Genomic DNA, 20,979 nt, shown 5'->3' on the forward strand with positions numbered 1-20,979 from the left:
TATGTACTAAGAATTGTTCTGTGAGACAAGTCAATGTTGTCGATTTGGCGACACTACCAATCAAACAAGCTATTCAACCAATTAGATTTTTTCTCACATTGCTGTTTTATTTGTCCATTTTTATCCCAAACTGGCAATTTGTATTCACTGCGACAATTCAGCTCTAAACCACCTTTATTGGTTTTTTGAAAACCCAAAGTGGTGACTTCTCGCGGCCAAGGCAACTGTAAACGTTCTGGAATACGTTGATTGAGGTATTCTGCATACACTCGCAAAGCACCGCTCGACCCGGTCAAATGTGTGGGTTTATTGTCATCACGACCCAGCCAGATGGTTGTGACTTCACGACCATCAACTCCGACAAACCAACTGTCACGCGTATCATTACTGGTGCCCGTTTTTCCAGCCAACGCCGCCCAAGCGAACTGGCTTTGCAGAAATCGCCCCGTCCCCTGAGCCACACCCTGTTTCATTGCATAGGTTGTTAGCCATGCAGCTTGCTCATCTACGGCTCTTGATGAACGCGGAAGTGACTGATACAGCACATTACCTTGCATATCCATCACAGAACGCAATGCCGTCAGTGTCGCTCGCTTACCTGAGTTAGTCAGTGTCTGGTACATCTGAGACACTTCAAATGGGGTTAACGAGAACGAGCCTAAGAACATAGAAGGTACAGGACGAATTTCGTCTTTATTTATCCCCAAACGGCTCAGCGTGTCTGAAACTTGAGGAATGCCTAACTGCATCCCCAAACGCACGGTGGGCACGTTCAGTGACTTGGCCAGTGCGAGGAAGAGCGGCACATCACCTCGGTATTTTCTATCGTAATTTCGCGGCGTCCAAACTGTGCCTTCACTGCCCTTTAAGCTCAAAGGCGTATCATGCAATGTTGTCCCTAAATTGTATTTCTCTGGGTGCTCCAGCGCGGTGAGATAAATCGCGGGTTTCACCAAAGAGCCAATTTGACGACTGGCGTTCAGCGCTCGGTTAAAGCCCTCATAGCCGACGCGCTTTCCGCCGACCATCGCGCGAATTTCACCACTATGACGATCGACCGCTATAGCAGCAGCTTCAAGTTCTTTCCCTGCACGCTTAGCCAGCTCAGGTATTTTCTTACTGATCGCCAGCTCCATTTTACTTTGTGACACAGGGTCTAAAGAAGTGAAGACTCGCAAACCTGATTCAGCTTTAAAGCGCTCGCCCACTTTGTCTTTTAATTCAATACTAAGTTGCTGGAAATACGCGGGCTGACGGCTGGCAATACGTGGCTTACTTTGCGTATCGAGTGGACGACTTACCGCCTGCTCGTATTGTTGAGCGGTCAGCATCTCTTGTTGCATCAATAAGCGCAGCACCAGATCACGGCGCGTTTTAGTCCTTTCCGGGTAACGAATTGGGTTGTAGTACGACGGTCCTTTGACCATCCCAACTAGCATCGCCAGTTGGTCAATACGCAATTCTTGAATGGGCTGACCAAAGTAATAACGTGACGCCAAGCCAAATCCGTGAATCGCTTCACCACCACTTTGTCCTAAGTACACCTCATTTAAATACGCTTCCAGAATACGATCTTTGCTGTATCGATAATCAAGAATAAGTGCAAGGTACGCTTCACGTATCTTACGCCACAGCGTTTTATCTCGAGTTAAGAATATATTTTTCGCCAGCTGCTGAGTTAAGGTACTGCCACCCTGAACTGTCCGTCCCGCTTTAATATTCGCGACCATGGCACGCGCGATTGCAAGTGGAGACACACCATCATGCTGATAAAAGTCTCGGTCCTCGGTGGCCAGCAGCGCATCAACTAAGATCTCTGGGAATTGATCTCGACGTAGGAACAAACGTTGCTCATCTTGATCCTTCTCTAACATCCCCAACATCTTTGGCTCCAGACGCAAATATCCCAGATCGCCCTTCGATTCAAGAGATTGGATGCGTTTAAGATTGTCACCGGAGAAATGCAGCATCACGTGGCGATCCGGCTCTGGGCCATCTGCAAATTCAAATGGACGACGAATCAGTTCGATACGTGTTGCCGATGAAGAGTACTCACCAGGGTAGCGCGGTTGGCTAACTTTGCGGTAATTCAAGACATCTAACTCATTGCGCAGCTCTTTGATATTGATATCTTCACCGGGACTCAAATTCAAAATACGGGCATACACTACCGTAGGCAACTCAAACAATTGACCTTCAAAACGCTCTTTGACCACACTGTCTAAGTAAATACCGACAAACAGCAATACGGCAGCGAGCGCAATTCCAGCTTTCCATCCAAACGACCAAAGCGTTTTGAGCCATGAACGCTTGGTATTACTTGGCTTTTTGCTCGGAGTTCGTCGAGTACGCTTCGCCGGTCCTTTACTTGCTGCACTTTTCTTCGCAGGTGCTTTCTTTGCACTGGGCTTTTTACTGTTAGTCATTGTTTAATTGTCTTTTTGTTTTCGTGGTCGCGACATGATTAGCAGGGTCGTCTGGCCAAACATGTTTCGGGTAGCGCCCTTTCATCTCTTTTTGCACCTCTTTGTAACTGCCTTGCCAAAAAGCAGCCAAATCTGTGGTGACTTGTAAAGGACGTTGAGCCGGAGAAAGCAGTTCGAGCACCAAGCGTTTGCGTCCTTGGGCTATGGTTGGTGAACCGCTTTCACCAAACATTTCTTGCATACGTATAGATAACACGGGCTCGTGGCCTGCCTGATATCGAATGCGCTTTTTGCTTCCTGTAGGCAGTTGATAATACTCAGGTAACCATTCATCAATTTTCTGATTCAATGGCCACCCCAAACGCGTATTCAATGCTTCGACTAGATTGACTTTTTGTAAATCTTTCACAGAAGACACAGACCCCATATAAGGCGCTAACCACTCATCTAAGGAGTCAAGTAAGCTTGATTCATCAAAACTTGGCCATGGTTGTTCTGCTAGCCAGTTCGCCGCACATCGAATACGTTCGAGTAGCATTTTTGCTGCTGGTGTCCAGTTTAAACTCGCTATGCCCTGACGGCGGACATAGGTGAGTAAAGCTTGTGTCATTTTTTCTTTACCAGGACTTGGCAAAGTTTCACGATCAATGATTAATTGCCCGAGCTTTTGTTGTCGTTCAGCGACTAGGCGTCCGCGCTTATCATCCCAGTCAACGACTTCTTCAGTGGAAAATAGCGTACCAAAAGTGGTTTGCAGTATATTGACGTCCACTTCACATGCCAAATGAATTTGACTTGAGTTGGAGTGCGCACGCATCAAATCAATAGCCACTAAGTACTCACTCCCTCCTAACGGATCATCAGGGTGACATTCAGCGCCATGCCCGTTTGCCAACGTAAACCGACCAAATTGCTGATGGCGTTGCTGAGCGATGCGATCCGGAAACGCCAAACTCAACACGATTGGGAAAGCACTCTCATCGACACCCTCTAACTGGAATGACGTATCTAACTTTTGTGCAAGAGATTGTGCACGCTTTGACAACAATGATCGTTTTGGGTGAGTACCCACTATCCAACGATGCAGGCTATGTGTGATGTTAGTGACATTGCGCTCCGGCTCTTCAATCAAAGCCGCAGCAGCCAATGCCGTTGAGAGCATCGTCTCACTGTGGGCTTGAGCTTTAATTAACATCGCGGCCGCTCGGGGATCAACACCAAGTTCATGCGCTTGCTTACCATTAGAGGTTAACTGACCTAGCGAGGTAAACAACCCTAGAGAGATCAACAATTGCTTGGCTTGATTCAACGCTGCAGGAGAGGGAATATCCAGCCACTTGAGATCTTGAATGTCCGCCGCTCCCCAAAACGCTAACTCCATGACCAAGCTTGCTAAATCGGAATGAAGAATTTCTGGCGATGAGACTGATGGCTGCTGTTTCAACTGACTTTCCGAATACAACCTTACACAGATGCCTTGTTCAATTCGTCCTGCTCGTCCCATACGCTGAATCGCAGAAGACTGAGCAATACGAACTTGTTCCAATCGCGTCAGCCCATTTTTCAAATCAAACCGAGCCACTCGCTCTAGGCCAGAATCGACAACTAAGCGGATACCTTCTATTGTGAGTGAGGTTTCTGCAATATTCGTGGCCAATACGACTTTACGCTTGCCAGCTACTGCAGGCGCTATTGCTTTTTGCTGGTCAGAGAAGCTTAGCTGACCATAAAGCGGACACACGTCAATATCCTCTGGCAATTCAGTTAAGCGTTCTTCCACTTGCTTAATCGCTGCGACTCCCGGCAGAAAAGCCAACAATGATCCCGACTCTTTATTCATCAAATTCTGAATACTTTTGGCCATAACATTGGGTAAATAATCATTGGCAGATAAAGGCACGTAACGCGTTTCCACGTCAAAGCAGCGCCCTTGGGATTCAATGTAACTCGCATCAGGTAGCAACGTCTGTAGTGCATTGTGATCCAGTGTTGCCGACATCACCACCAGCTTGAGGTCATCGCGCAGCGCTTCTTGTACTTCTAAACTGAACGCCAGTGCGGTGTCGGCATGAATACTTCGCTCATGAAACTCATCAAAAATGAGTAAATCGACACCAGCCAGTTCAGGATCGTTTTGAATCATACGAGTCATGATTCCTTCCGTCACAATCTCAAGCTGCGTTTCCTTACTGACCTTTGTTTCCCCGCGAACACGGTATCCAACACGTTGTCCGACTCGCTCTCCCAACCGCTCAGCCAAGTAGCGAGCAATATTTCGCGCAGCCAAACGCCTAGGTTCCAACATGATAATTTTGCCTTGCACCGTTTGCTGCAAGAGAAGTTGTAAAGGGAAATGGGTAGATTTACCGGCACCTGGAGCAGCTTTTAAGATCACTCGTTGTTGATATTTAACCGCCGCTAGTAACTCAGGCATCACGGCTTCGATCGGCAATTGTGACAAAGAAAATACCTTATGGTGTAATGTTGCCCGTATTGTACTCTTCTCAAATTAAATTAAGCAAAATGCATTTTAAACCGTCTTTAGAGTCAGCGACTCTGCTCAAACGTTACAAACGATTCTTGGCCGATATCGAACTCGATAATGGCGAGATCAGAACCATACATTGTGCCAATACGGGCGCCATGACCGGGTGTGCGACGCCAGGAAACAGAGTCTGGTACTCTACGTCTGACAATCCTAAGCGAAAATACCCAAACAGCTGGGAGTTAACCGAAACCTCTCAAGGGCACCGTATCTGCGTGAATACCGCCCGCGCGAACCAACTTGCCGTGGAAGCGATTGAAAATGGCGTAATTTCAGAGCTTTGTGGCTATGACGAACTTCAAACAGAAGTCAAATATGGCAATGAAAATAGTCGAATTGATATCTTGCTCAGCGAAAAAAATAAACCAAGGTGCTATATAGAAGTGAAAAGCGTCACTCTTCTCGATGAGTCAAACGAGCAAGGACAAGGATACTTCCCTGATGCCGTCACGACCCGAGGTCAAAAACATTTAAGAGAGCTCACAGAAATGGCACAAAACGGGAATAGAGCCATACTTTTATTCACTGTTTTACATTCAGGTATTGAAAAAGTGTCCTCGGCACACCATATAGACGCCAAATATTCACAATTACTCAACCAAGCACAAGACGCTGGAGTGGAAGTTCTGTGTTACAAAGCCGAACTAAGCAATACTGAAATTAAGCTGCTTTCCGCTATTGATTTTATCAGTTAAGAGAAAAAATGATGTCGTGTTCACAATGACGATAACTTTGCGATTCAGTATTTGCCAGCACCGCCTCTTTTTGCTATAGATACCCGCCTTAAATTAACTGCATAGCAGTTGACTGGGTGTAAGTAGGAGATGCTGTATGCCAGAATCAAAGAAAAAAACGATAGGCATCCTAGCCATTGCAGGCGTGGAACCATATCAGGAAAAACCTGGTGAAGAGTACATGTCACCAGAACAGGTGAAACACTTTACGACTATTCTAACAGCTTGGCGTGATCAACTAAGAGCTGAAGTAGATCGTACGGTTCACCACATGCAGGATGAAGCAGCAAACTTCCCAGATCCTGTTGACCGCGCCTCTCAAGAGGAAGAGTTCAGCTTAGAATTGCGTAACCGCGACCGCGAACGCCGTTTGATCAAGAAGATTGAAAAAACATTAGACAAAATTAAAGAAGATGATTTTGGCTTTTGTGAATCTTGTGGCGTAGAGATCGGCGTTCGTCGTCTTGAAGCTCGCCCAACTGCAGACCTTTGTATTGACTGTAAAACACTTGCAGAAATCAAAGAAAGACAGATGCAAGGTTAATCAAGCAAACATTTCAATAAAAGGGAGCTCATGCTCCCTTTTTGTTTTAGCTTATCTGGGTATACACGCATGACACGCTATGTTGGCCGATTCGCTCCATCTCCTTCCGGCCCCTTACATTTTGGCTCCCTTGTGGCAGCTCTTGGTAGTTACTTTCAGGCAAAAGCAAACAACGGTCTTTGGTTGGTCCGTATGGAAGACCTCGATCCACCAAGAGAAATGCCTGGAGCCGCGGGAGCAATCCTTGACGCGCTGAAAGCCTACCATTTACATTGGGATGGCGAAGTGGTTTATCAGAGCCAACGCCATCCTTTGTACCAAGCGCAAATTGATACTTGGTTAACCAATGGGGACGCCTACTATTGTCAATGCACACGTAAGCAGATCAAACAACATGGCGGCTTTTATCCAGGGACTTGCCGAGATAAAAACTTGAAACAAGGCGCGATTCGTCTAAAAATGACCCAACCTGTCGCCAGTTTCTTCGATCAAAAACATGGACTGATGCTCATTCCAGAGCAACTGGTAAATGAAGATTTCATTATTAAGCGCCGTGATGGCTTATTTGCCTATAATCTTGCGGTAGTATTGGATGACATCGACCAAGGTGTGACAGAAGTCGTTCGAGGTGCAGACTTAATCGAACCGACAGGGCGTCAGATCAGTTTGTACCGAACCCTTGGTCAGCCGGAGGTAAGCTACTTACATTTACCCTTGGCGATGGATAACAACGGCAATAAATTGTCGAAACAAAATCACGCGACGGCTATTGATATCGATAACCCGAAACCAACACTATTGAACGCAATGATCTTCTTAGGCTTTGATATACCTACAGAAATAAGCGCGGGCGATATTGAAGAAATTCTACGTTGGGGCTGTAAAAATTGGCGTTTAGAACAACTGCCAGCAGCGATCGAGATCACAGCATGATTCTCAAATGGGACTACGTAAGCTATCATTAGCCGCAAAATCCGCCCTAAGGGCACCAAAACTAACCAAAGCAAAATTGGATTAAACCCAGTTATTGCCAGATGCAAATGAATACAAACGACTATACACCAAGCGAACCTGCCACAATCCCAGAGCTCGCTCTCAATGTAATAACTCGTGAAGAGCACAACATTTCGCGTAAACAGATCAGTGACAATGCGCTGAAAGTCCTGTACCGCCTAAATGGTGCTGGTTTCGATGCTTTTCTTGTGGGTGGCGGGGTTCGAGACTTACTACTAGGGCAGAAACCAAAAGACTTTGATATTGCCACGAATGCAACGCCGGAGCAGATTAAGCAACTGTTTAGAAACTGCCGCCTAATCGGCCGTCGCTTCCGTCTGGCACACATTATGTTTGGCCGAGACATCATTGAAGTTGCGACCTTCCGAGGTCATCATCAAGAGCAAAAGAACAAGAGCATTTCTCAGCAGTCTAAAGACGGCATGCTATTGCGTGACAACGTCTACGGCACCATTGATGAAGACGCAGAGCGACGAGACTTCACGATTAACTCGATGTACTACAACATCGCAGATTACTCTATTCACGACTACGCGCGCGGTATTGAAGATTTAGAAGACCGTTTAATTCGCCTGATTGGCGATCCTGAAACGCGTTACCGTGAAGATCCGGTACGAATGCTACGCGCCATTCGTTTTGCAGTGAAACTGGACTTTGATATTGAAGAAGACACCGCTGCACCGATTGAACCGATGTCACCGCTGCTGCGTGAAATTCCATCTGCACGCCTTTTCGAAGAGTCTCTGAAGCTGCTTCAGTCAGGTAACGGTTTAGAAACTTATCACTTATTGCGTGAATACAATCTATTCCAACAGCTATTTCCGATCATTGCTGAGCACTTTACCGAAGACTATTCATCGCATACTGAGCAAATGCTGGATCTCGCTCTCGATTCGACCGATTTAAGAATTGAAGATGGTAAACGCATTAACCCTGCGTTTATGTTTGCAGCAATGTTGTGGTACCCATTGTGTGCAAAAGCGGAAACACTGATGTCAGAACGTAACCTTGGTCACTATGATGCCATTATGGAAGCGAGCAACATCATTCTTGATGAACAAGTGCGTACCATTGCTATTCCTCGACGTCATACCGCCACTATTCGTGAGATTTGGCAACTGCAATTGCGCCTACCAAAGCGCAATGGCAAACGCGCATTCCGTCTAATGGAGCTTAATAAATTCCGTGCCGGTTACGACTTCTTAGAAATGCGTGGTGAAATCGAAGGTGGAGAGACTCAAGAGTTAGCCAAGTGGTGGAAGACGTTCCAAAATGCGGGTCGAGAAATGCGCCAAGCGATGGCCTCAGACTTAGATAGCCAAGCACCTAAATCGGGGCAACGCCGCCGTAAAACCTTCCGTAAAAAGAAGAGTAAACCAGCGTCATGATCACCGCGTATATTGCAGTAGGCAGTAATTTGGCAGATCCTGTCAACCAGACTCAGCAAGCGATAGAAGCGCTCAAAGCATTGCCTGACTCAGAGTTTATTAAAGCGTCTGCGCTCTACAGCAGCACACCAATGGGGCCACAAAATCAACCGGATTATATTAATGCGGTGGTGGCGATTCATACTCGTTTAACGCCTATTGCGCTGCTTAATTGCACTCAAGCGATTGAGCAAGAACAAGGGCGTGTCCGTAAAGATGAGCGTTGGGGTCCAAGAACCTTAGATCTCGACATCATCCTTTATGGCAATGAGGTGATCAATTCCGAGAGGCTGATTGTTCCTCATTATGGAATGAAAGAGCGCGAGTTTGTGCTCTACCCTCTTGCGGAAATTGCACCAAGTTTACAACTCCCTGATGGGACAGAGGTCTCTGAACTACTGAAACAAGTCGACAGAAATGGCCTCAGAATTTGGCAGTCATAGCCAACTCCTAGTAAGGATAAAACAATGAAAAAAATAACCATCAACGACCTAATTAAGTGGAAGCAAGAAGGTCGTAAATTTGCCACTTCAACCGCTTATGATGCTAGCTTTGCACAGCTTTTTGAAAGCCAAGAGATGCCCGTTCTTCTTGTCGGTGACTCTCTCGGTATGGTGTTACAAGGGGAAAACGATACCCTGCCCGTCACGGTTGAAGATATTGTGTATCACACTCGCTGTGTGCGTGCGGGAAGCCCTAACTGCTTATTGATGTCAGATATGCCCTTCATGAGCTATGCCACCCCAGAGCAAGCTTGTGAAAATGCAGCTAAGATCGTGCGTGCTGGTGCGAATATGGTCAAAATTGAAGGTGGTGACTGGCTAGTCGATACGGTTAAAATGTTAACAGAACGCGCGGTTCCAGTTTGTGCCCATCTGGGCCTCACCCCACAGTCTGTCAACATTTTTGGTGGCTATAAAGTGCAGGGGCGTGAGCAAGAAAAAGCAGACCGAATGATCAAAGATGCCATTGCTCTACAAGAAGCGGGTGCACAAATTATCTTGTTAGAATGTGTCCCGGCAGAACTTGCAGAACGCATTACTCAAGTTCTCGACGTGCCAGTCATTGGTATCGGTGCGGGTAACGTGACGGATGGGCAAATCCTTGTAATGCATGATATGTTCGGCATTTCTGCCAACTACATGCCAAAATTTTCTAAAAACTTTCTTGCTGAAACAGGTGATATGCGTAAAGCCGTAGCGAAATACATGGAAGATGTCGCTAGCGGTGTATTCCCAGACGACGCACATACCATTGCCTAAAAGGATAAACGCATGCAAACTCTCGCGGAAATCTCATCGGTTCGTGATCTCGTAAAAACCAATAAGCGCCAAGGTCGCAGCATTGCGTTGGTTCCAACTATGGGTAACCTGCATGAAGGCCACTTAACGCTTGTGCGCAAGGCCCGTGAATACGCAGATATTGTTGTGGTCAGTATTTTCGTCAACCCAATGCAGTTTGATCGTGCGGACGATTTAGACAACTACCCACGCACGCTAGAGGACGATCTGAGTAAACTGAGTGCTGAAGAGGTAGACTGGGTATTTACTCCGACTCCGGAAATGATGTATCCAAAAGGATTAGACAAACAAACCTACGTGGATGTACCAGGTTTATCAACGATATTAGAAGGCGCATCGCGCCCGGGTCACTTCCGAGGTGTCACGACCATCGTCAACAAGTTGTTCAATATCGTTCAACCAGACTTCGCTTGTTTTGGTGAAAAAGACTTCCAACAACTTGCTATCATCCGCAAAATGGTCGATGACTTAGCCATGGATATTGCCATCATTGGGGTGCCAACCGTACGTGAAATGGACGGACTAGCAATGAGCTCGCGTAACGGCTTGCTGACGTTGGATGAGCGTCAACGTGCCCCTGTACTGGCGCGCACCATGCGTTGGATCAGCAGCGCGATTCGCGGTGGTCGTATCGACTATGCGTCGATTATTGAAGATGCGAGTGATCAACTACGTGCGGCAGATTTACAGCCGGACGAAATCTTCATCCGTGATGCTCACTCATTACAAGCCATCACGGAAGAAACAACACAAGTCGTGATCTTAATGTCTGCATTCCTAGGAAAAGCACGCTTAATTGACAACCAAACTGTTGATTTAGCAGCAGAAGCCAAGGAAGAGACTGAATCAAGCGATTCAGAAGACGCGCCCAATGAAGCGTAATTTAGGGTAGCATTAAAAAGGTCGACACGAAGTCGACCTTTTTACTTTTTAAGGAAGCGTTTTAACAAACATACGTTACGAACGCAGTCCAATGCCCTTGGTCACCAAATAATGTGCCAGTGCATAGAGTCCCAAAACAAATACGAATAGAACACTAAAAGAAGTCACAATACCGACATCAGACACACCAAGAAATCCGTAGCGGAATGCGTTGACCATATAAACAATCGGATTCACTTTCGACACGCCCTGCCAAAACTCTGGCAGTAAACTGATGGAGTAAAACACCCCTCCTAAGTACGTCAGTGGTGTTAACACAAACGTCGGAATAATCGAGATATCATCAAACGTCTTCGCGTATACGGCATTAATTAGTCCCCCTAGAGCAAACACCACCGATGTCATGAATACTGTGGCAACAATGATACCCCAGTGCTCAACTTGCAGATCGACAAACAACAAAGAGACACAAGTCACCAATGCGCCTACCAGCAAACCTCGAGTCACACCGCCCATCACATAGCCTGCGATAATCACGTAATTCGGAACAGGTGCTACCAAAAGCTCTTCGATGTTTTTTTGCAACTTGGCACTAAAAAAGGAAGACGCGACATTGGAATAAGAGTTGGTGATCACCGACATCATGATCAAGCCCGGTACAATATATTCCATATAGCTAAAACCGTTCATTTCACCAATTCGGGAACCAATCAAGTTACCAAAAATAATGAAATACAGCGTCATCGTTATCGCAGGTGGCACTAAGGTTTGTACCCAAATTCGAGTAAAACGATTGATTTCTTTACCCAATAAACTGCGAAATGCAGTCCAATATAATTGGTACATTTACTTACTCCCTTCTCTCACGATACTGACAAACAGCTCTTCCAAACGGTTGGCTTTGTTGCGCATCGACAACACTTTAATCCCCTGCTCTGTAAGCTGAGTAAAGACGGAATTCAACCCTTGGCTCTTCTCCAGCTCAATCTCAAGCGAGCCTTCCAACCAACTTTGGCGATTCACACCAGTCAGTTCAGGGACTTCGCCATCACACTCAACATCAAGAATAAACGTCTCAACACTCAACTTGCCAAGTAACGCTTTCATTGTGGTATTTTCAATCAGCTCACCGTGATTGATGATACCGATATTGCGGCACAGCATTTCAGCTTCTTCCAAGTAGTGCGTGGTCAGAATAATGGTAATGCCCTGCTGCTGATTAATCTCTTTTAGGAAATCCCACATTGAGCGGCGCAGTTCTATATCTACCCCCGCTGTTGGCTCATCGAGGATCAGTAACTTAGGCTCATGCATCAAGGCTCGGGCGATCATCAAGCGACGCTTCATGCCCCCCGATAAGTTACGTGCGCGCTCCTGGCGCTTCTCCCACAAATCTAGCTTCTTCAGGTACTTTTCTGCTCGTTCTTTGGCTAAACTTTTTGATACGCCGTAATAGCCGGCTTGTTGCATCACAATCTGTTCAACGGTTTCAAACTGATTGAAGTTGAACTCTTGTGGTACTAGACCTAAGTGCTGTTTCGCTAATTCAAGATCAGTATCAATATTGTATCCAAAAACCTTAACGGTTCCGGAAGTCTTATTAACTAGCGAAGCGATAATCCCTATAGTGGTGGATTTTCCCGCTCCGTTTGGACCAAGAAGTGCGTAAAAGTCGCCTTTTTTAACTTGCAGGCTGATACCTTTTAACGCCTCAAAGCCGCCAGCGTACGTCTTGCGTAGCTGATCAATTTCTAATGCGTACATGCGTAATGGTTGCCGTCTGTTGATGAATGGAGAGTAACAATACTGATGAGGAAGTGTTGTGTTCTATAACGCTCCATGAGTATTGGACTGAAGTCGCATTAGTTTATCGTTGAATAACGATGATTACAATCAAACCTGACCGTCATATTAGAAATACAACGACCAGGAGAGTTTCATTCGCTTGATCTGCTAGTAGTGAGATAATTGCTTATACCATATATGGTATTACCACTTAGGCGGTAATACGCTGGTATTGGTTTGATTCAACATACTTCACCGCCGAATTCAGCGCTTCATAACGGAATTGATAAATGTTGGCGTCAGGTACCAAATCAATGACGTGAAACTTTTCCAACTGTTCACGCGTTCGCTGATTTGGGCACAGCAAATACACCTGACATTTCGCGTCCAACGCATCTTTGATCGCATTTTCTAGTGCCAAGCCGACGGTCACATCGATCATAGGAACATCGGTCAGATCGAGAATCATTACCTCGTAATCAGAAATGCTGGAATGCTGACGAGAAATCGCTTTGGACACACTGAATATCATGGGACCAGAAAGGTAGAAAAATAGTACCTTGCCATTCGCTTGATCTAACAACCCTCTTTCACTGTCGGTTAGCGGTACATCATCTTCATCAGCATCACTGATGGCCTTGACTTGACGAGCTTGTTCCCGACTTAAACGTTCAATGATAATAATATTAGAAATGAAGACCCCTAACCCGACGGCGACAATCAGATCGACAAACACCGTGAGCAACATGACACCATACATGATTGCCATACCAGAAAAGCTGACTTTATGGGCACGTTGAATAAAGCTCCAGTCAAGGATATTAAAACCGACGTAGACGGCAATTCCCGCCAGAACCGCCATAGGAATAGGTTCGGTCAAACCACCAGCGACAAGCACAACCAACGCCAGCATCAATGCACGGACAACCCCAGACAACGGCGAACGCGCACCAACTTGGATATTAGTCACCGTCCCCATGGTTGCACCGGCACCAGGTAACGCGCCAAACAAACCAGAAATCATATTCGCCAACCCCTGACCTCTTAGCTCTTTATCAGAATCGTGTTCTTTACGCGTTAATGAATCCCCAATCACGGCTGTGAGCAATGTATCGATACAACCTAAAGTCCCCAGTACCAGCGCATCAATAACCATTTCGACAAATATTTCTGGGTTTATCTGTGGCGCGACTAAAGAAGGTAATCCAGCCGGAATTTCACCGATGCGACGAATGTCATCAACATCAAAAACCATCACCGACAACAAAGTCACCACCACCAGAGCGACTAATTGTGCAGGGACGTATTTACGATATTGCTTCGGGAAGAAAAACAGAATCCCTAGCGTCAGTAAGCCTAAAAACAACTCACTGAAGTGTAAGTTAGAAATGGTCTCTGGGAGCGCGGACAACGTCCCTAAAACGCCACCAGCAGGGGCCGCGTGTCCCAACAAGGGAGATAGCTGAAGAATAATAAGGATGACACCAATTCCGGACATAAATCCAGAGATAACGCTATAGGGCATTAAAGTGACGTATTTTCCTAGCTTCAAAGTACCGAGTAAAATCTGGAAAGCCCCCGCCATCATTACCACGGTAAATGACATGGCCATACCGCTCTCGGGGTACTTAGCCATCATACTGGTCAATACAGCCGTCATGATCACCGTCATTGGTCCGGTTGGTTCGGATATCAGCGTATTTGATCCACCAAACAACGACGCAAAAAAACCGACCATGATAGCGCCCCACAGACCAGCTTCAGCGCCTGCGCCAGAGGCCACACCAAAGGCCAAAGCCAAAGGAAGAGATATTATGGCCGTCGTAACGCCTCCAAATATATCCCCTTTCAGATTAATATGATCAAAACGACTACCGAACAATGTTGCTCTCCCTGCATGAGTAAAAAAGTAAAAACAAAATTGTTAATACTCTAACCTGAGATGTTAAAAATTAAACCTTAAATACAGTAAGTCTTACTGCATATCAGCCAGCAATTGGGTCAATTGTACGAACTTCAAAGAAAAAACAAGTCAGATGAGTACGTTCTGACGCATATTTAACGAGCTCGAAATTGTAACATTGTGTATAGTTATGACATGGTGAGCTTGAATGTTTGCAGTGATTTTGTTCTTGAAGGGAAGTAGTTTGCAAAATGCCGGAAATTAAACAATTATTTGAAAATAATTCGAAATGGTCAGAAGAAATCAAATCCGACCGTCCCGAATACTTCACCAAGCTCGCGCAAGGGCAAAAACCAGACTTTCTATGGATTGGATGTTCCGATAGTCGTGTGCCTGCAGAAAGACTAACTGGGCTTTTTTCAGGAGAGTTATTTGTCCATCGTAACGTCGCTAACCAGGTCATCCACACCGATCTTAACTGCTTATCAGTGGTGCAGTACGCGGTGGATGTGCTCAAAGTAAAACACATTATTGTTTGTGGACACTACGGTTGTGGTGGTGTGAATGCTGCAATCGACAACCCTCAACTAGGACTGATTAACAACTGGTTACTGCACATCCGGGATATCTATTTTAAATACCGCACCTACTTGGACGAGATGCCATTAGTCGATCGCGCCGATAAACTCGGTGAACTGAATGTCGCGGAACAAGTGTACAATCTCGGCAACTCAACCATAATGCAAGGTGCATGGGAACGTGGACAAGACGTTGAAGTGCATGGTGTCGTTTACGGAATTGAAGATGGCCGTTTAGAATACCTTGGTATACGTTCGAACTCTAAAGACACCGTTGAAGAGTCCCATAAAGAAGCGCTAACCAGTATTTTAAACCCTGAATACAAGCTTTTGTGTCGTTAATTAATTTCACCATTGCTTCAACAAAAAACGCCCATTTTTAAATGGGCGTTTTTATCACTCTAACTTTAATGAGTCATTACTCTTGAGGGACGACTTTACCGATGAACGGTAAATGACGGTATTTCTGAGCATAGTCAATACCAACACCGACAACAAACTCATCTGGAATTTCAAAACCGATCCAATCCACAGGCACATTGACTTCGCGTCGAGATGGTTTATCCAGCAACGTACAAATGGCGATAGACTTAGGCTCACGTAATGACAAAATTTCACGAATTTTGTTCAGAGTATTCCCCGTATCGATAATATCTTCAACCAGCAGTATATCTTTACCTTTAATGTCATCATCTAAGTCTTTCAGGATACGAACATCACGCGAACTTTCCATCGTATTGCCGTAGCTAGATGCGGTCATAAAATCCACTTGGTGAGTCAGTTCAATAGCACGAGCTAAGTCGGCCATAAATACAAATGAACCACGCAGCAATCCGACTAAAACAAGGTCTTCACTGCCTTGATAGCGTTCTGTAATTTGCTTACCCAATTCACGAACTCGTTCCTGAACTTCTTGCTCAGAAATCATGACTTCTACTGTATGTTTCATACTGTACTCATTTAATTTTGTGGGTTGAGGCAAGTCGTACTCAAACGATTACCTAATTTTACGGCCTGTAGTGTACCACCCTGCTAATAGGGTTAAAAGTCGGATGCTGTTGCATCCAATATTGGATCTTCGTCGAGATTTTACCTATCTCGGAATAAACGTAAGACTGATAATGACATAACTGTCTATAAACCCGAGAACAGCTGTTGACCTCAATGATATGCACCAGTACACTCATTATTGCGACATGCATGTCTTCAACATTGCGACACGCAACTATAAAAATAAATTAGGGGAAAATCCCCAACATAACTCAATTGGCAAGGAAAATTAATTATGGACTCAATTGCAAAGAGACCCAGAACTAGGCTGTCCCCAATAAAACGCAAGCAACAGCTAATGGAAATCTCATTAGAAGTGTTTGCTCGTCGTGGTATTGGCCGCGGAGGTCACGCAGATATCGCTGAAATCGCGCAAGTATCTGTTGCTACTGTATTCAACTATTTCCCTACTCGAGAAGATTTAGTCGATGAAGTGTTGAACCACGTCGTACGTCAGTTTTCGAACTTTTTGTCAGATAATATCGATTTAGACTTAGGCGCCCGAGAAAATATCTCCAACATAACTAATGCGATGCTCGACCTGGTTAAGCAGGATTGCTCTTGGTTGAAAGTATGGTTTGAATGGAGCGCTTCGACTCGTGATGAAGTATGGCCACTGTTTGTTTCAACAAACCATACTAATCAACTGCTGATCAAGAACATGTTTATCAAAGCCATTGAAGCAGGCGAAGTGTGCGATCAACACGATCCTGAACACTTGACCAACCTGTTCCACGGTATTTGTTACTCACTGTTCGTTCAAGCAAACCGCTTTAAAGGTGAAAAAAGTGAAGCTGAACTTAAAACACTCACCAATTCATATCTGAATATGCTGTGTATTTACCGAGGTGAAAACTAGGACTCACTCTAGTTAATCTGACCTCACCGGTTTATAAGAAATGACAACGCCCACCATTTGGTGGGCGTTTTTATACCAATCACAGTAAATAAGTGATCAGAAATAGCGTAGGAAAAATGCTTGAGAACAAGGCGCAATTTTTCGGTAAGTAGTTATTCTACAATCAAAAATTGCAATGAAGTTATCGAATATTTTAACAAGCTAGAATGACCAGTTATTTACGACGACTGGTATTAGTAGCAGTAAACAAAAAAACCGCTGAATGCTCAGCGGTTTTTAGTAATAAATCAGTAAGAAAGATTACTTCTTCTTAACTGCTTTTTTGTTTGGAAGGTCAGTGATAGAGCCTTCAAATACTTCAGCAGCTAGACCAACAGACTCGTGAAGAGTTGGGTGAGCGTGGATAGTCAGAGCGATATCTTCTGCATCACAACCCATCTCGATCGCAAGACCGATTTCGCCAAGTAGTTCACCACCGTTAGTACCAACGATAGCACCACCGATTACGCGATGCGTTTCTTTGTCGAAGATTAGCTTAGTCATACCGTCTGCACAGTCAGATGCGATTGCACGACCTGATGCTGCCCATGGGAATGTTGCCACTTCGTACTTGATGCCTTCTTCTTTCGCTTCTTTTTCAGTCTTACCAACCCAAGCCACTTCTGGCTCAGTGTACGCGATTGAAGGGATAACTTTAGGGTCGAAGTAGTGCTTCTTACCAGAGATAACTTCCGCTGCAACATGGCCTTCATGCACACCTTTGTGTGCAAGCATTGGTTGACCAACAACATCACCGATAGCAAAGATGTGAGGTACGTTAGTACGCATTTGCTTATCAACGTTGATGAAGCCGCGCTCGTCGATTTCCAGACCCGCTTTTTCACCGTCGATTAGCTTACCGTTTGGTACACGACCGATAGCAACTAGTACAGCATCATAGCGTTCTGCTTCAGCAGGTGCTTTTTTGCCTTCCATTGAAACGTAGATACCGTCTTCTTTCGCTTCAACTGCTGTTACTTTTGTTTCTAGCATCAGCTTGAACTTGTCTTTGATTCGCTTAGTGAAAACCTTAACGATATCTTTGTCTGCCGCAGGGATTACCTGGTCAAACATTTCAACAACTTCAACTTTAGAACCTAGAGATTGGTATACCGTACCCATTTCTAGACCGATGATACCACCACCCATGATGAGCAGCTTTTCTGGCACTTCTTTTAGTTCAAGAGCGTCAGTAGAATCCCAGATACGTGGGTCTTCATGCGGGATAAATGGAAGTTTGATTGGACGAGAACCCGCAGCAACAATTGCGTTGTCAAAGTTAACAACCGTGGACTCACCTTCACCTTCTACAAGGATAGAGTTAGGGCCAGTAAACTTACCGTAACCGTTCACAACCGTGACGTTACGCATTTTAGCCATGCCACCAAGACCACCTGTCAGTTGGTTTACAACTTTTTCTTTCCAGATACGGATCTTGCTGATGTCAGTTTGCGGTTCGCCAAACACAACACCGTGCTCAGCCATCGCTTTGGCTTCTTCAATGACTTTAGAAACGTGAAGAAGTGCTTTTGATGGGATACAACCCACATTCAGACATACACCGCCAAGCGTGCTGTAGCGTTCAACAAGTACGGTTTCAAGACCTAAATCCGCACAACGGAATGCAGCGGAGTAACCAGCAGGACCAGAACCAAGTACAACAACTTGGGCTTTAATTTCTTTGCTCATTTTGACCTCTTGTAGTCATTATCCCTAACAGGCTGAGTAGTATTTTGATTCTTTTTGTTTAAGTAAGATTTTTAAACAGTGACTTTCAGACCGCTAACAGTTTACAGAGATGTTAATGGCGTGAAAAGTAAATCAATTTAGCCTGTGAGCTAGACAACAATTCGATTGAGAAAACCCTGAACTAAGTTGGGGGAACAACCAAATTGTCGATAATTTTTATTCGTTATTCGCTATAAACAGAGGCGGCTAATTTGCCGCCTCTTTCATCCACTTCTATTAAAGAACTAGACGACGAATGTCAGATAGACATGAGTTTAGGTAAGTGATGAAACGCGCACCTTCCGCACCATCAATCACACGGTGATCGTATGACAGAGACAATGGAAGTTGTAGACGCGGTTCGAACTCTTTACCGTTCCATACAGGTTTCATCTCAGACTTAGACACACCTAGGATACCCACTTCTGGCGCGTTTACGATAGGAGTAAACGCAGTACCGCCGATGCCGCCAAGACTAGAGATAGTGAAACAGCCACCTTGCATGTCAGCAGCCGTTAGCTTACCTGCACGTGCTTTCTTAGAAACAACCATTAGCTCTTCAGATAGCTCGTAGATGCCTTTCTTGTTCACGTCTTTAAATACAGGAACAACCAGACCGTTTGGTGTATCTACTGCGATACCGACATTCACGTATTTCTTCAGAATTAGGCTCTCACCATCTTCTGATAGTGAAGAGTTGAATGCTGGGAACGCTTCAAGCGCTTTAGCTACCGCTTTCATGATGAACACAAGTGGCGTGATCTTCATGCCAGTGTCTTTCTTCGCTTCAATCGCGTTTTGCTCTTTACGGAATGCTTCAAGAGCCGTGATGTCTGCGTTGTCCCACTGTGTAACGTGCGGGATCATTACCCAGTTACGGTGTAGGTTTGCACCAGAGATCTTCTTAATGCGAGATAGCGGTTTAACTTCTGTCTCACCGAACTTGCTGAAGTCCACTTTTGGCCATGGTAGTAGACCAAGAGCTGCACCGTCACCTTTGCCAGATGCTGCTGCACCAGACTCAAGACGCTTAAGCGCTTCTTTCACGTAGTTCTGAACGTCTTCTTTCAGGATACGGCTCTTACGACCAGAACCTTTAACCTTAGAAAGGTTTACGCCGAACTCGCGAGCTAGACGACGAACAACTGGAGACGCATGAGCGTACTCATCGTTCTCTTTGAAATCGCCTGCGGCCGGCGTTCCGGTCGCTGCTGGAGCTGCCGCCGCTGGAGCTTCCGCTTTAGGCGCTGCTGGTGCTGCCGCTTGAGCTGGACGGTTCGACGACTCGACTGCTGCAGGAGCAGGTGCTGCACCCGCCACTTCGCCTTCCGTTGTAGAGAAAATCATGATTAGTGAGCCAGTAGACACTTTGTCGCCAGCTGCAATCTTGATTTCTTTAACTGTACCAGCGAATGGTGCCGGTACTTCCATTGAAGCTTTGTCGCCTTCAACAGTGATTAGAGATTGCTCTTCTTCGACTGTATCGCCAACGGCAACCATGATTTCAGTGACTTCTACTTCGTCGCCACCGATATCTGGAACGTTAACTTCTTTCGCTGCAGATGCTGCTGGAGCTGCTGCCGCAGGAGCTTCTACTGCCGCTGGTGCTGCCGGAGCACCGGAACCTGCAGTTTCAAAGACCATGATCAGTGAACCAGTCGATACTTTATCGCCTGCTGCTACTTTGATCTCTTTAAGCGTACCCGCGAATGGTGCCGGTACTTCCATAGAAGCTTTGTCGCCTTCTACCGTGATCAGAGATTGCTCTTCTTCGATGCTGTCGCCGATAGCTACCATGATTTCAGTAACTTCAACTTCGTCACCACCGATGTCTGGTACGTGAACTTCTTTCAATTCTGCCGCTGCTGCTGGAGCTGGAGCTGCTGCTGGAGCCGCTTCTGCCGCAGGAGCAGGTGCAGCTTCAGCTGCACCCTCGGCTTCGAAAATCATGATTAGAGAACCAGTAGAAACCTTGTCGCCTTCTGCAACTTTGATTTCTTTAACGATACCCGCTTGAGAAGCTGGAACTTCCATAGAAGCTTTATCGCCTTCAACAGTAATCAGAGACTGCTCTTCTTCAACCTTGTCGCCAACGCTTACAAGGATTTCAGTAACTTCAACCTCATCCGCACCGATGTCTGGTACATTAATTTCGATTGCCATT

General features: G+C 45.6%; 17 protein-coding genes. 9 read left to right on the forward strand and 8 right to left on the reverse strand.

The window, feature by feature from the left end:
- Positions 1–53 precede the first annotated feature (53 nt).
- Positions 54–2,426 (reverse strand): penicillin-binding protein 1B, encoded by a 2,373-nt coding sequence (mrcB, locus tag ONE56_RS10540; RefSeq protein ID WP_331438459.1) that lies wholly within the window; start codon positions 2,424–2,426, stop codon positions 54–56.
- Positions 2,419–4,887, reverse strand: a complete 2,469-nt coding sequence (hrpB, locus tag ONE56_RS10545) for an ATP-dependent helicase HrpB (protein WP_423839837.1) — start codon at positions 4,885–4,887, stop codon at positions 2,419–2,421. The genes mrcB and hrpB overlap by 8 nt, the downstream gene beginning before the upstream one ends.
- 62 nt (positions 4,888–4,949) lie before the next feature.
- Between hrpB and sfsA the strand changes: the two genes are divergently transcribed.
- The 7 genes from sfsA to panC all read left to right on the forward strand — a co-directional run bounded on the left by sfsA (position 4,950) and on the right by panC (position 10,873).
- Positions 4,950–5,666, forward strand: coding sequence for a DNA/RNA nuclease SfsA (sfsA, locus tag ONE56_RS10550; protein WP_041155641.1), 717 nt, complete (start codon positions 4,950–4,952; stop codon positions 5,664–5,666).
- Between the two features lie 136 nt (positions 5,667–5,802).
- The gene (dksA, locus tag ONE56_RS10555) at positions 5,803–6,249 is read left to right on the forward strand and encodes an RNA polymerase-binding protein DksA (RefSeq protein WP_041155607.1); all 447 of its coding nucleotides are present in this window, start codon (positions 5,803–5,805) and stop codon (positions 6,247–6,249) included.
- 69 nt (positions 6,250–6,318) lie between these two features.
- Entirely contained in the window at positions 6,319–7,182 is an 864-nt protein-coding gene (gene gluQRS, locus ONE56_RS10560; protein ID WP_423839838.1) for a tRNA glutamyl-Q(34) synthetase GluQRS, read from the forward strand.
- A 101-nt stretch (positions 7,183–7,283) separates the two neighbouring features.
- Positions 7,284–8,651, forward strand: a complete 1,368-nt coding sequence (gene pcnB / locus ONE56_RS10565; protein ID WP_331438462.1) for a polynucleotide adenylyltransferase PcnB — start codon at positions 7,284–7,286, stop codon at positions 8,649–8,651.
- Complete coding sequence (folK, locus tag ONE56_RS10570) at positions 8,648–9,133, forward strand: 2-amino-4-hydroxy-6-hydroxymethyldihydropteridine diphosphokinase (protein ID WP_423839839.1); 486 nt, start codon at positions 8,648–8,650, stop codon at positions 9,131–9,133. Before pcnB ends, folK begins: the two co-directional genes overlap by 4 nt.
- Positions 9,134–9,157: 24 nt before the next feature.
- Positions 9,158–9,952 carry a 3-methyl-2-oxobutanoate hydroxymethyltransferase gene (panB, locus tag ONE56_RS10575; protein WP_041155610.1) on the forward strand — a complete coding sequence of 265 codons (795 nt, stop codon included), beginning with the start codon at positions 9,158–9,160 and terminating at the stop codon, positions 9,950–9,952.
- Positions 9,953–9,964: 12 nt separating this feature from the next.
- A complete protein-coding gene (gene panC / locus ONE56_RS10580) occupies positions 9,965–10,873 on the forward strand; it encodes a pantoate--beta-alanine ligase (protein ID WP_041155611.1) in 909 nt (302 codons plus the stop codon).
- Between the two features lie 75 nt (positions 10,874–10,948).
- Here panC and ONE56_RS10585 read toward each other — a convergent pair whose 3' ends face one another.
- From ONE56_RS10585 to ONE56_RS10595, 3 genes are all read right to left on the reverse strand, one after another.
- Positions 10,949–11,719, reverse strand: a complete 771-nt coding sequence (locus ONE56_RS10585; protein WP_041155612.1) for an ABC transporter permease — start codon at positions 11,717–11,719, stop codon at positions 10,949–10,951.
- The gene (locus tag ONE56_RS10590) at positions 11,720–12,637 is read right to left on the reverse strand and encodes an ABC transporter ATP-binding protein (RefSeq protein ID WP_331438465.1); all 918 of its coding nucleotides are present in this window, start codon (positions 12,635–12,637) and stop codon (positions 11,720–11,722) included.
- 232 nt (positions 12,638–12,869) lie between these two features.
- Positions 12,870–14,540: a SulP family inorganic anion transporter gene (locus ONE56_RS10595; RefSeq protein WP_423839840.1), complete on the reverse strand. Its 1,671-nt coding sequence runs from the start codon at positions 14,538–14,540 to the stop codon at positions 12,870–12,872.
- 272 nt (positions 14,541–14,812) lie between these two features.
- Between ONE56_RS10595 and can the strand changes: the two genes are divergently transcribed.
- Positions 14,813–15,481: a carbonate dehydratase gene (gene can, locus ONE56_RS10600; protein WP_041155615.1), complete on the forward strand. Its 669-nt coding sequence runs from the start codon at positions 14,813–14,815 to the stop codon at positions 15,479–15,481.
- A 76-nt stretch (positions 15,482–15,557) separates the two neighbouring features.
- Here can and hpt read toward each other — a convergent pair whose 3' ends face one another.
- Positions 15,558–16,088: a hypoxanthine phosphoribosyltransferase gene (gene hpt, locus ONE56_RS10605; RefSeq protein ID WP_041155616.1), complete on the reverse strand. Its 531-nt coding sequence runs from the start codon at positions 16,086–16,088 to the stop codon at positions 15,558–15,560.
- A 336-nt stretch (positions 16,089–16,424) separates the two neighbouring features.
- Here hpt and ONE56_RS10610 point away from each other — a divergent pair, with 336 nt between their 5' ends.
- Positions 16,425–17,048, forward strand: coding sequence for a LuxR/HapR/OpaR family quorum-sensing transcriptional regulator (locus ONE56_RS10610; RefSeq protein ID WP_041155617.1), 624 nt, complete (start codon positions 16,425–16,427; stop codon positions 17,046–17,048).
- 300 nt (positions 17,049–17,348) lie between these two features.
- Here ONE56_RS10610 and lpdA read toward each other — a convergent pair whose 3' ends face one another.
- Positions 17,349–18,776, reverse strand: coding sequence for a dihydrolipoyl dehydrogenase (lpdA, locus tag ONE56_RS10615; RefSeq protein WP_041155618.1), 1,428 nt, complete (start codon positions 18,774–18,776; stop codon positions 17,349–17,351).
- Positions 18,777–19,052: 276 nt separating this feature from the next.
- On the reverse strand, positions 19,053–20,978 hold the full coding sequence (gene aceF, locus ONE56_RS10620) for a pyruvate dehydrogenase complex dihydrolipoyllysine-residue acetyltransferase (RefSeq protein WP_423839841.1): 1,926 nt from the start codon (positions 20,976–20,978) through the stop codon (positions 19,053–19,055).
- Between the last annotated feature and the right edge of the window lies 1 nt (position 20,979).

Origin of the sequence: Vibrio mytili (assembly GCF_049563345.1) — a bacterium.
Lineage (GTDB): Bacteria > Pseudomonadota > Gammaproteobacteria > Enterobacterales > Vibrionaceae > Vibrio > Vibrio mytili.

Coding starts and splice junctions, on each gene's coding strand:
- can (WP_041155615.1), top strand. CDS start 14,813: ATGCCGGAAATTAAACAATTATTTGAAAATAATTCGAAATGGTCAGAA.
- hpt (WP_041155616.1), bottom strand. CDS start 16,088: ATGAAACATACAGTAGAAGTCATGATTTCTGAGCAAGAAGTTCAGGAA.
- panB (WP_041155610.1), top strand. CDS start 9,158: ATGAAAAAAATAACCATCAACGACCTAATTAAGTGGAAGCAAGAAGGT.
- dksA (WP_041155607.1), top strand. CDS start 5,803: ATGCCAGAATCAAAGAAAAAAACGATAGGCATCCTAGCCATTGCAGGC.
- sfsA (WP_041155641.1), top strand. CDS start 4,950: ATGCATTTTAAACCGTCTTTAGAGTCAGCGACTCTGCTCAAACGTTAC.
- ONE56_RS10610 (WP_041155617.1), top strand. CDS start 16,425: ATGGACTCAATTGCAAAGAGACCCAGAACTAGGCTGTCCCCAATAAAA.
- folK (WP_423839839.1), top strand. CDS start 8,648: ATGATCACCGCGTATATTGCAGTAGGCAGTAATTTGGCAGATCCTGTC.
- mrcB (WP_331438459.1), bottom strand. CDS start 2,426: ATGACTAACAGTAAAAAGCCCAGTGCAAAGAAAGCACCTGCGAAGAAA.
- ONE56_RS10585 (WP_041155612.1), bottom strand. CDS start 11,719: ATGTACCAATTATATTGGACTGCATTTCGCAGTTTATTGGGTAAAGAA.
- panC (WP_041155611.1), top strand. CDS start 9,965: ATGCAAACTCTCGCGGAAATCTCATCGGTTCGTGATCTCGTAAAAACC.
- pcnB (WP_331438462.1), top strand. CDS start 7,284: ATGCAAATGAATACAAACGACTATACACCAAGCGAACCTGCCACAATC.
- aceF (WP_423839841.1), bottom strand. CDS start 20,978: ATGGCAATCGAAATTAATGTACCAGACATCGGTGCGGATGAGGTTGAA.
- gluQRS (WP_423839838.1), top strand. CDS start 6,319: ATGACACGCTATGTTGGCCGATTCGCTCCATCTCCTTCCGGCCCCTTA.
- ONE56_RS10590 (WP_331438465.1), bottom strand. CDS start 12,637: ATGTACGCATTAGAAATTGATCAGCTACGCAAGACGTACGCTGGCGGC.
- lpdA (WP_041155618.1), bottom strand. CDS start 18,776: ATGAGCAAAGAAATTAAAGCCCAAGTTGTTGTACTTGGTTCTGGTCCT.